Below are 10418 nucleotides of genomic sequence, written 5' to 3'. Positions count from 1 at the left end.
GCCGCCAGCATCGGCGGCGGGGTGTCCAGGACTATGAACCGTCGGGAATTCGGTCTTGTCGCGTACGATACGGATGGCCGGTGCCTCTTCGGTGTTGCCCGTGATCGGCTCGAACACTGCAATCTTGCGCCTATAGGGTTCGCCGTCTGGGGCGGACGCCGTGGAACGCGCGTTGGCAATATTCTCGACCGACACGCGCATGCGACCCTGATGTATGCGTAGGGCGGCAGACGCCAAGCTTGGCCCGGAAATGTCGTCCTTCATCGCCGCCAGCCTCCCTCTTGCCGGCATCCTGTCCCGGCGTGCACAAATTTGTTAATCAAATCTAATGAGTTAGAGTTAAAAAAAGGTTAATTCACGCCTCATGGTGTTAGAGTAATCCGAGCGCCGGCCCGTCCGAATTCAGGAGTATTCGGCGATGTCTTCGAACCACCGTTCAGCTCTTTTCCGGGAAATCGGGCGAACGAGCATCGGATCGCTCCATTCGCACCTCCGCGACAGCCGGATCCATAGGCCGATTTGTACTCACCCGGCATCGACCGCTTCTGACTTCAAAATTTTGATATCCTCGTAAATTACATTTAATTATGTATAGAGCATACTATCAAATCAAATTGGTCGTATTTTTGGTCGAGCAGTCGTATCGACAATATAAAATATGCAAAATTTATACAAGTGACTTCATTGACGTTCGTGGCCCACTCGATGAGAGTCCCCTGATGCGTTATCTGAATCTGACGGAGACTTTGTTCGCAATGGACCCCGCGGCGATGGATGAAACGGTGGCTGATGGAACGCGATGACAGGCCGGGAGCGGGCTGCGCACAGGAGCACATCCTCCTGATCGAAGACGACGACGGCATGCGGGTGTTGGTCACGCGACTCCTGAGGGAGAGCGGCTACCGCGTCACCGGTTGCCGCAGCGGCGCCGAGATGTGGTCGCTTCTGCCCGGGAAGTCGGTCGATCTCGTCTTGCTCGACGTGATGCTGCCCGGCGCCTCCGGCTTCGATCTGCTGCGGGCGCTGCGCAGCAAGGGCACCGTGCCGGTCATCATGCTCTCCGCCCGCAACGAGGAGGCGGACCGGGTACTCGGACTCGAACTCGGAGCCGACGACTACGTCGCCAAGCCGTTCGGCCGGCCGGAACTCCTTGCCCGCATCCGCGCGGTGCTGCGTCGGACCACCATCGCGCCGGCCGCCACCGCGGCGGAGAGGGCACAGGTTCTGACCTTCGCCGGCTGGCGGCTCGATTTGCGCAGCCGGCAGCTGACCGATCCCGGGGGGGCTGCCGTAGACCTCTCGGGGGCCGAGCACGACCTACTCATGGTGTTCCTAGAGCATCCCGGGCGCGTGCTCGGCCGCGAGCAGATCCTGGAGATGAGCCGCGGACGGCTCGCCGCCCCGTCCGACCGTAGCGTGGACACCCTGGTCAGCCGCCTGAGGCGCAAGCTCGAACCGCCCGAGGGCACGCTCCCCGTGATCAAGACGGTTCGCGGCTCCGGCTACATGATGGCCGCCAAGGTCGAGCGGGCGTGAAACAACTGGTCGATCTTGCCCGCAGCCTGGAGGGGCGCACCGTCGCCGTGCTGTTGCTGGCGGTACTCGTGGTCCACGGGGGCGCGTTGTTGCTGTACCGTCAGTCGGCGTCGGCCGCGGCCGACGAGGCGTTCGCGAACGAAGTGGCGCGACAGCTCGTCTTGGCGCGGGAAGCGGTACTGCGGCGACCGCCGGGGGAGCGCGGCATCGAGGCAAAAGCCCTCTCGTCGGGTCATTTCGAGATAGGCTGGGAGCGGGGGGAATCCGCCGAGACGGGCAAGACAGACCCCGCCTTGCGCGATCTGCGCGAACGCGTCCTGGAGATCGAGCCCGTGCTCGGCCCAGGTCTGGCGCTCGCCCTGGCGGCGCCGGACGAGCCGCTGCACCAACAGGACCTGCGCGGCGCCTTCCCGCTGCCGGACGGCAGTTTCCTGACCTTCCGGTCCGCCCATTCGCCTCACCTGGTCCACCTTGCACCCTGGGCGTACCTCGCCACCGCGATGGCGATCCTGGTCGGCGTCGCCGCCGTCGTGCTGGTGCACCGGATCGCCGGCCCGCTCAGGGAACTTACGCACGCCACCGTCCGGATCGGGCACGGTACGGTCGTGTCCGTGCCTGAGGTCGGACCGGACGAGACGCGCGGGATCGGTCGGGCGCTGAACGCGATGCAAGGGCGCATCCACCGCCTCGTCGCGGAACGGACGCAGGCTTTGGCGGCGGTCTCGCACGATCTGCGCACGCCGATCGCCCGGCTCCGTCTTCGCCTGGACAAGGTCGATGACCTTGCGGACCGCCGTGCCATGGCTGCCGACCTCGACGACATGCAGGCCATGATCGACGCGACGCTGTCGTACCTGCGTGGCGAAGCCGACCCGGAAGCACGGCAGGTCGTCAACGTGGCGAGCGTGCTGATGAGCGTCGCCGACGCCTCCGCGGACGTGGGCCGCGAGGTGGGCTACGACGGCCCCGGCCGGGCGCTGGCGTCGGTACGTCCCGTTGCCTTCCGCCGCGCGGTCGAGAACCTTGTCGACAACGGTGTGCGCTACGGGATCCGGGTCCGGGTCGGCATCGAGATCGAAGAGGCGACCCTGGTGGTGCGCATCGACGACGACGGCCCCGGCATCGCGCCGGAGGACGTCGCCCGGGCCTTCCAGCCCTTCACCAGGCTGGAGGGGTCGCGTAACCGCAACACGGGCGGGACGGGGCTCGGACTGACCATCGCCCGGCGCGCGGTCGAGGCGGACGGCGGCACGCTCGTCCTGTCGAACCGGCCAGAGGGCAGCCTGCGGGCCGAGATCCGCCTGCCGAGGGCGAAGGGACGCGATTGAGACGCGGCCTACCGGGCGGTCGCCGGTGCGTCGGGGTGCGCGTCCGGCTGCGCCGACCGCTCGTTCGAGACATAGCCGCTCCCAGGCAGTGCCACCGTGAGGATGATGCCTGCGACAGCCAGCGACGCGGACAGGGCCGCCGGAACGAGGAAGGCATCGGGACCAAGGGCCTTCTGGATGAAGCCGCCGGCGACCGCGCCAAGCGTCAGGCCCGCCCAAAGCGGTGCCTGGAGCCAGAACGACGGCGCGGGCTTGTGCAGGACCATGTTCGCCAAACCGGTCCCGAAACGTACGACGGTTCCGGTGACGTAGGTCAGGGCGAGGCTCCGCCCGGCCTCATCCTGCAGCGTCGCATTCAGCATGCCGAGGGCAAGGACGACGGGATAGGCATGAAGAGGAAACGCATCGGAAGCTTCCGGCAGGAGGTTGCCGATGGACAGCAGGACGGCCTGCGCGCCGAGCAGGACCGAAAGACGCCACCGCCCAGCCCAAGCCGCAACAAGGGTGCCGGCGAACGCACCGAAGCAGAACAGCGCGATGGTGCTGCCGAACCTGGTGACGCCCGACCAATCGAAGGAACTGGCCGCGACGCCGAACCGGGTCGTGTTCCCACTCATGAACGACATGAACAGTTGAGAGTGTTCCAGGAAGCCTATCGAGTCGGCCGAACCCGCCAGGAATGCCAGCGCGACGGCCAGGGGCACGCGGGTCTCGGGTCTCGACGGGAAAGATCTGTCCACTTGGCCACCTGTCGCTGCCGCGTCGGATCTCGCCGGGGTCGCGTTCGACCCGGCGTCCGGTCCTGCGGGGAGCCGGTAGGGATACGTCGACCCCATGGCCGAGGCTTTGCTCGACCTTGACGAAGTGTGTCGGCACGCGCGCCTGACACACTTCGTCACGAACGCGGCGAACGGCAGTCAAACGGGTCGGCTATCTCCACTCCTCAAGCGGCCGATGTGGCCGATGGAAGGGATACAGATCGATGAAGCGTACGCTTGCCGCCGTTCTCACCGCCGCGATGCTGGCCGGAGCGGCCACGCCCGCCCTCGCGGTCGACGGGCACGGCAACGCCTCCAATCCGGAGCGCAGCGTCCCGAACTCGGGCGACGTCTCCGGCGGACCCGCCCACCGTGACGATCCGCGGGTGCGGGAGGCGCAGGAGAAAGGCCCGGACGGCAAGCCCGCGCACCGCGAAGGCGACGGCCACGCGCACGGGCACAGCCAGGATAAGCCCGGCAAGAAGTAAGCTTCCCACGAGGTGACACGATGAGCGGGAGACGCGCGATGCGATTGCTGCCCCTGCTCGTCGTCTTCGCGCTCCTGGCAACGGGCCTCGGCTACGCGCTCGCGGCGTCCCCTTGCCCGGACGACTTTTCACGGTGCGATACAGCCCCCTCACGCATCGTGGAAACGCCCGCCTCGACGCAAGTCGGGGCGGGCGTCCGCCATGGTTCGGTCGACCGAAACGTTCAGTCGTCGAACTCGCGGTGATCGTGGCGCTCAAAGCCGTGGCGGTTCTCGTCCCGGTCGTCGTGATGATGGCGACGAACCTCCACGTGGTCGTGGTCGCCGTGATGGTGGCGGCGCACCTCCTCATGATGGTGGGGAGGTGGTCCGTAGCCGTAATGTTGGGCCGACGCGGTCATGGGGACCGATGCGAGGGCAGCGGTCGTCAGGGTGATCAAGCGACGTTTCATGGACGAAAATTCCTTGCTGGTCGCACAAGGCTCTGCCGACGGCTTTGAACGGGGCGTGAAGCGACCATTCAGTATCCTCCGACCAGGGAAGCCTTCACCACAACGGGCGACCGCAGCTTGCGACACAGCCTCGGAATCGCAGATAAGGACGGTGATGACTTCGGCGCGGCGCCATATGAGCTTCGGAGCGATGACGGGGTGGTGGGCAACCGCCGCCCTCGCGCTCGTCCTGGCGCTGGCCATCGCGATGCCCGGCGCCGGTCTCATGGACGACCTTGTCTCTCACCAGGGCCGTCAAGGCCATGACAGGAGCGAACTCTCGCTCGTCCCGCATACGGTGTCTGGCCTGGATCATGCCTCCGACCCCGGGTCAGCCGACCACGTCCATTGCGGTTGCCACGTCGCCTTGAGCACGACCGTCGCCGGCGATGCCCCGCTCCCCGACGGAACGCGCCCCTCCTACGCCAGATTGTCCGAGAGGATGCCCTCGGTCTCTCCCGACCGCCTGCCAAGGCCGCCGCGCGCCTGAGGTGACGCCGCGAAGGCGGCGCGTCACGAACCCGGGTCCGACCGACCCGAGCCGTCTCCTCACGTCACCGACCGCGATTGTCCGGCATGTCCGTCATCGGCTTCCGGCACGCCCGAGCAGGCATCATGCGCATCATCCTGACCGCCCTCATCCTGGCCGTCGGCGTCCTCGTGGGCGCTGCGGTTCCCGCCGTCTCCGGCTTCGTCCAGGGGCTGTTGATATCGGCTGGCCTGCCGCCGACCGTCTTCAACCTCGCCAGCGGCCCCACCGCCGCGAATTCCGCCGAGGCTTCCCCCGGCGAGGCGGGCCACGCCGCGGGCGACGGACACGGTCACGGTCACGGCAAGCCGGCCAGTAAGCCCGGGGCCGAGCAGACCCAAGGCGAGCATGACCACTCCGAGGCCGAAGGCGAGGAAGGTCATGTCAAAATGACCGCCGAGCAGATCGAGAACCAGGACATCAAGGTGGCCAAAGCCGAGGGCGCCATGCTGTCTCGCCATATCCTGGTGCCCGGTACGATCACGCCCGACACCGACCGGATCGCGCGGGTCCCTGCCCGGGTCGTCGGCACCGTCGCCGAGATGCGCAAGCGCCTGGGCGACGCCGTCAAGAAGGACGAGGTCGTTGCCGTCCTGGATAGCCGCGAGGTCGCGGACTCCAAGAGCGAGTACCTCACCGCCTCGGTGAAGGCCGACCTGGAGAAGACCAATTTCGAACGGCAGCAGGCGCTCTGGGACAAGCGGATCTCGGCCGAGAGCGCCTTCTTGAATGCCAAGGCGGTCTATTCCGAGGCGACGCTGCGCCAGGATCTGGCGCGGCAGAAGCTGTCGGCGCTGGGGCTCGACGCGACGGCGGTGGCCAAGCTGGCCAAGCGCGACGAGACCACCCCGAACCTGTCGAGCCTGCGCCAGTACGAACTGCGCTCGCCGATGTCGGGGCGCATCGTCGAGCGAAAGGTCGACGTCGGCACCGCGGTGGGCAAGGAAGGCGACCCTTCCGACCTCTACACCGTCGCCGACCTCTCAACGGTGTGGATCGAACTTGCCGTTCCGACCTCGGAACTCGCCAAGGTCAAGGAAGGCGCGTCCGTCACGGTCGCGCCGGGCCAGGAGGGCGGCGTGCAGCACGAGAAGGGCAAGGTCGTCTTCGTCAGTCCTTTCCTCACCGCCGACACGCGTGCCGCCAAGGTCATCGTCGCCCTGCCGAACAAGGACATGGCCTGGCGTCCGGGCACCTACGTCACCGCCGAGGTCGAGATCTCGCGGGATGCCGTTCCGGTGAGCGTGCCCAAGGCGGCCCTCCAGACCGTCGAGGGCAAGCGCGTCGTCTTCGTCCGCACAGACGAGGGCTTCGAGAAGCGCGAGGTCGAACTCGGGCGCTCCGACGACGACGCCTACGAGGTCGCCTCGGGTCTCAAGCCCGGCGAGGCCATCGCCGTCGGCAACACCTTCCTCCTCAAGGCCGAGCTCGGAAAGAGCGAAGCCGACCACGCGCATTGAGGGGACGGGCCATGATTTCGAAGATCCTCGACTTCTCCGTCCACCAGCGCTGGCTCGTGCTGCTGCTGTCGCTGCTGGCGGCCGGATTCGGTGGCTATGCCGTGACCAAGCTGCCCATCGACGCCGTCCCGGACATCACCAACAACCAGGTCCAGATCAACACGACCGCGCCCTCGCTCTCGCCCGTCGACATCGAGAAGCAGGTCACCTACCCGGTCGAGACCGCGCTCGCGGGCATCAAGGGGCTGGAATACACCCGCTCGCTCTCGCGCAACGGCTTCTCGCAGGTCACCGCCGTCTTCGCGGAGAAGCTCGACATCTACTTCGCGCGCCAGCAGGTCGCCGAACGCCTCTCGCAGGTGAAGCAGGACCTGCCGCCCGGCGCCGAGCCCGCCATGGGCCCGATCTCGACCGGCCTGGGCGAGATCTACATGTGGTCGATCCACTACGCCAAGCCGGGCGAGCGCCAGGTCTCGGCCGCGGGTAAGCCCGGTTGGCAGCCGGACGGCAGCTACCTGACGCCGGAAGGTCAGAGCCTCAGGACGGAACTGGAGCAGACCGCCTACCTGCGCACGGTCCAGGACTGGATCATCCGCCCACAGATCAAGACGGTCCCGGGGGTCGCCGGCATCGACGGCATCGGCGGCTTCGAGAAGCAGTACCACGTCCAGCCGGACCCAACGAAGCTCGCCGCCCGCGACCTGTCCTTCGGTGACGTCGCCCGCGCCCTGGAGACGAACAACGCCAACCAGGGCGCCCGCTACCTGGAGGACAACGGCGAGGGCTACGTCGTTCGCGCCGCCGGGCGCCTGGAGAGCATGGACGAGATCGGCGACGTGGTCGTCGCCACCCGTGCCGGCGTCCCGGTGCGCATCCGGGACATCGCCGAGGTCCGCATCGGAAAGGACTTGCGCACCGGCTCCGGCAGCGAGAACGGCCAGGAGGTCGTGATCGGCACGGCCCTGATGTTGATCGGAGACAACAGCCGTAAGGTCGCCGCCGCGGTCGACGCACGCATGGAGCAGATCCGCAAGTCGCTGCCGCCGGGGGTCGAGGTGCAGACCGTCCTCGACCGTACCCGCCTCGTCGAAGCCACCATCAAGACCGTGGCCAAGAACCTGTCCGAGGGCGCCGCCCTCGTCATCGTCATCCTGTTCCTGCTGCTCGGCAACATCCGCGCGGCCATCATCACGGCGCTCGTCATCCCGGTCGCCATGCTGATGACCATGACCGGGATGGTCGAGGCGAAGATCTCGGCCAACCTGATGAGCCTCGGCGCGCTCGACTTCGGCCTGATCGTCGACGGGGCGGTCATCATCACCGAGAACGCCCTGCGGCACCTCGCCGAGAAGCAGCACGAACTCGGGCGGAGCCTCGACACCGAGGAGCGCCTGCAGACGGTGCGGGCCTCGGCCGAGGAGATGATCAAGCCCTCCCTCTACGGGCAGGCCATCATCATCCTGGTCTACGTCCCGCTCCTGACCTTCACCGGGGTGGAGGGCAAGATGTTCGAGCCGATGGCGCTGACAGTCATCATCGCGCTCGTGGCCGCCTTCGTCCTCTCGCTGACTTTCGTGCCCGCCCTGATTTCCATCGTCATCACCGGCAAGGTCACCGAGGAAGACAACTTCATCATCCGTGCGTTCAAGGCAGCCTACCGCCCGGTGCTGGCCGCTGCGGTCCGCGCGCCCGTCGCCTTCGTCGTCGGAGCGCTCCTGCTCCTCGTCGGTGCGGGAATCCTCTCCACACGCCTGGGCACCGAGTTCATCCCGCAGCTCGACGAGAAAAGCATCGCGCTCAACGCCACACGCATCCCCTCGACCTCGCTGACCCAGTCCCAAGCGATGCAGCTGAAGGTCGAGCAGGCCGTGTCAAAATTCCCGCAGGTTGCCTACGTCTTCTCGAAAACCGGCACGGCGGAGGTCGCATCGGACCCGATGCCGCCGAACTCGTCGGACACTTTCGTCATCCTGAAGCCTCAGGAGGAATGGCCCGACCCGAGCCTGTCCAAGGCGGACCTGCAGGAGCAGATCGAGAAGGCGGTCGGCGAACTCGCCGGCAACGTCTACGAGTTCTCCCAGCCGATCCAGCTGCGTTTCAACGAGCTCTTGGCCGGCACCCGCGGCGACCTCGCCGTGAAGGTGTTCGGCGAGGAGTTCGAGCCGATGCTCAAGGCGGCCAATCAGGTCGCCCAGGTGCTGCGCGGCATCACCGGGGCCGAGGACGTCAAGGTCGAGCAGACCGCCGGCCTGCCGTTCCTGGAAATCAAGATCAACAAGGCCGAGGCCGCCCGCTACGGGCTCAGCGTCGGCGCCATCCAGGAGGTCATCGGCGCGGCCATCGGCGGCAAGGATGCCGGCGTGGTGTTCGAGGGCGACCGGCGCTTCCCCATCGTCGTGCGCCTGAACGACAAGGTGCGCGAGGACCGCGAGGCATTGGAGAACATCCCGGTGCCGCTTCCTCCGGGGCTGAACGGACGGGCGAGTTCGGTCCTGCTCAAGCAGGTGGCGTCGTTCTCGGTGACCGAGGGGCCGAACCAGATCTCGCGCGAGAACGGCAAGCGTCGGGTCGTGGTGACGGCCAACGTGCGCGGCCGCGACATCGGCTCGCTGGTGGCGGAGGCGCAAGGAAAGGTCGCCGCACAGGTCCAGCTTCCGTCCGGTTACTACGTCACCTGGGGTGGCCAGTTCGAGAACCTCGCCTCCGCCAAGCAACGTCTCATGATCGTGGTGCCGGTCTGCTTCTTCCTCATCTTCCTGCTGCTCTACTCGGCGCTGGGCTCGCCCCGGGACGCCCTGCTGGTGTTCAGCGCGGTGCCCCTGGCCCTGACCGGCGGCATCGCGGCGCTGTGGCTGCGGGGCATGCCCATCTCGGTGCCGGCGGCGGTCGGGTTCATCGCGCTCTCGGGCGTGGCGGTGCTGAACGGCCTCGTGATGCTGACCTTCATCAAGCAACTCGTCGCCGAGGGACGGCCCAAGCGCGAGGCCATCCTCGAAGGCGCCATGATCCGACTGCGGCCGGTGGCGATGACGGCGCTCGTCGCCTCGCTCGGCTTCGTGCCGATGGCCATCGCCACGGAAACCGGCGCCGAGATCCAGCGGCCGCTCGCGACCGTGGTCATCGGTGGCCTGATCAGCGCCACCTTGCTGACCTTGGTCGTCCTGCCGGCCCTGTACGCGCGCTTCGGCAGGGTCGAGACCACGGCAGCGGCTGAGCGCCCGGCGCCGTCGGTTCCTCGCCAACTCAAGGCGGCGGAGTAGCCCCGATGGGAAGGGTCCGGTCGGGCATGCTCGTGTGGTTCGGCTTGACCATGGCCGTTCAGGCCGAGCCGACCAAGATCGTCGGCATCGGTGCCGCCTCCTGTGCCCGGTTCGGCGCGGATGCCGCGGCGCAGCCAGCCATGGAGCGCGACTACTTCGCCTGGGCGCAGGGGTTCATGAGCGGCGCGCTGATCCGGGCGCCGGACGGGGTCGACGAGGGCTTGGACCTCGCGCCGCCCTCCATGCCCTTGGCCGCCCAGGCGGACTTCCTACGCACGTTCTGCGCGGCCAATCCGGCCACCGATTACTCGGACGCGGTTCGTGCCCTCTACCACCGACTGCGTGGACCCGCGTCCTAGGAACCGGGTCCGACGGGAGACCGAGCGATGAGGTGGCACCTGCGCGTCCTTCACGCGGCCGCATTCGCGGTCGTCCCGGCCCTCGCCGCCGATGCGGGCGAGGCGCCGTTCGGCCTTGCGTGGGGACCGCTCTCCGAAGTGCCCCGTCCGCTGAAGGTCGACCGCGAGGCGAACTTGACGGCCCTGTACTACCCGCAGGGTTGGCGGCCG

General features: G+C 67.4%; 9 protein-coding genes and 1 pseudogene. 7 read left to right on the top strand and 3 right to left on the bottom strand.

Annotation, left to right across the window (positions count from 1 at the left end; genetic code table 11):
- On the bottom strand, nucleotides 1-264 hold a 264-nt coding region (locus MFF42_RS17025), incomplete at its 3' end, for a flagellar basal body rod protein FlgC (RefSeq protein WP_238256806.1).
- 525 nt (nucleotides 265-789) lie between these two features.
- On the opposite strand from MFF42_RS17025, the gene MFF42_RS17020 reads away from it, so the two are divergent.
- Together MFF42_RS17020 and MFF42_RS17015 are read left to right on the top strand one after the other, a co-directional pair.
- A complete protein-coding gene (locus MFF42_RS17020; RefSeq protein ID WP_017484348.1) occupies nucleotides 790-1536 on the top strand; it encodes a response regulator transcription factor in 747 nt (248 codons plus the stop codon).
- Nucleotides 1533-2864, top strand: coding sequence for an ATP-binding protein (locus MFF42_RS17015; protein ID WP_003596830.1), 1332 nt, complete (start codon nucleotides 1533-1535; stop codon nucleotides 2862-2864). The genes MFF42_RS17020 and MFF42_RS17015 overlap by 4 nt, the downstream gene beginning before the upstream one ends.
- Nucleotides 2865-2872: 8 nt before the next feature.
- Here the strand turns inward: MFF42_RS17015 and MFF42_RS17010 are convergent, their stop codons facing one another.
- Complete coding sequence (locus MFF42_RS17010; RefSeq protein WP_012455875.1) at nucleotides 2873-3568, bottom strand: YoaK family protein; 696 nt, start codon at nucleotides 3566-3568, stop codon at nucleotides 2873-2875.
- A 278-nt stretch (nucleotides 3569-3846) separates the two neighbouring features.
- On the opposite strand from MFF42_RS17010, the gene MFF42_RS17005 reads away from it, so the two are divergent.
- Nucleotides 3847-4110: a hypothetical protein gene (locus MFF42_RS17005; protein WP_003596834.1), complete on the top strand. Its 264-nt coding sequence runs from the start codon at nucleotides 3847-3849 to the stop codon at nucleotides 4108-4110.
- 223 nt (nucleotides 4111-4333) lie between these two features.
- Here MFF42_RS17005 and MFF42_RS17000 read toward each other — a convergent pair whose 3' ends face one another.
- Nucleotides 4334-4561, bottom strand: a complete 228-nt coding sequence (locus MFF42_RS17000) for a hypothetical protein (protein ID WP_003596837.1) — start codon at nucleotides 4559-4561, stop codon at nucleotides 4334-4336.
- Nucleotides 4562-5215: 654 nt separating this feature from the next.
- On the opposite strand from MFF42_RS17000, the gene MFF42_RS16995 reads away from it, so the two are divergent.
- From MFF42_RS16995 to MFF42_RS16980, 4 genes and pseudogenes are all read left to right on the top strand, one after another.
- On the top strand, nucleotides 5216-6589 hold the full coding sequence (locus MFF42_RS16995; protein WP_003596839.1) for an efflux RND transporter periplasmic adaptor subunit: 1374 nt from the start codon (nucleotides 5216-5218) through the stop codon (nucleotides 6587-6589).
- Between the two features lie 11 nt (nucleotides 6590-6600).
- A complete protein-coding gene (locus tag MFF42_RS16990; protein ID WP_003596840.1) occupies nucleotides 6601-9849 on the top strand; it encodes an efflux RND transporter permease subunit in 3249 nt (1082 codons plus the stop codon).
- A 5-nt stretch (nucleotides 9850-9854) separates the two neighbouring features.
- The gene (locus MFF42_RS16985) at nucleotides 9855-10208 is read left to right on the top strand and encodes a hypothetical protein (protein WP_003596841.1); all 354 of its coding nucleotides are present in this window, start codon (nucleotides 9855-9857) and stop codon (nucleotides 10206-10208) included.
- Between the two features lie 27 nt (nucleotides 10209-10235).
- Nucleotides 10236-10418, top strand: a pseudogene (locus MFF42_RS16980) (threonyl-trna synthetase); the annotation flags it as partial.

Origin of the sequence: Methylorubrum podarium, assembly GCF_022179745.1 — a bacterium.
In the GTDB taxonomy this organism is placed as follows: domain Bacteria; phylum Pseudomonadota; class Alphaproteobacteria; order Rhizobiales; family Beijerinckiaceae; genus Methylobacterium; species Methylobacterium podarium.
Note: the sequence above shows the minus strand (reverse complement) of the source record. Positions and strands in the feature narration are given on the sequence as shown.

Excerpts from the sequence above, each read along its gene's own strand:
- MFF42_RS17020 (WP_017484348.1), top strand. The coding sequence starts at position 790 with ATGGAACGCGATGACAGGCCGGGAGCGGGCTGCGCACAGGAGCACATC.
- MFF42_RS17005 (WP_003596834.1), top strand. The coding sequence starts at position 3,847 with ATGAAGCGTACGCTTGCCGCCGTTCTCACCGCCGCGATGCTGGCCGGA.
- MFF42_RS17000 (WP_003596837.1), bottom strand. The coding sequence starts at position 4,561 with ATGAAACGTCGCTTGATCACCCTGACGACCGCTGCCCTCGCATCGGTC.
- MFF42_RS16995 (WP_003596839.1), top strand. The coding sequence starts at position 5,216 with ATGCGCATCATCCTGACCGCCCTCATCCTGGCCGTCGGCGTCCTCGTG.
- MFF42_RS16990 (WP_003596840.1), top strand. The coding sequence starts at position 6,601 with ATGATTTCGAAGATCCTCGACTTCTCCGTCCACCAGCGCTGGCTCGTG.
- MFF42_RS16985 (WP_003596841.1), top strand. The coding sequence starts at position 9,855 with ATGGGAAGGGTCCGGTCGGGCATGCTCGTGTGGTTCGGCTTGACCATG.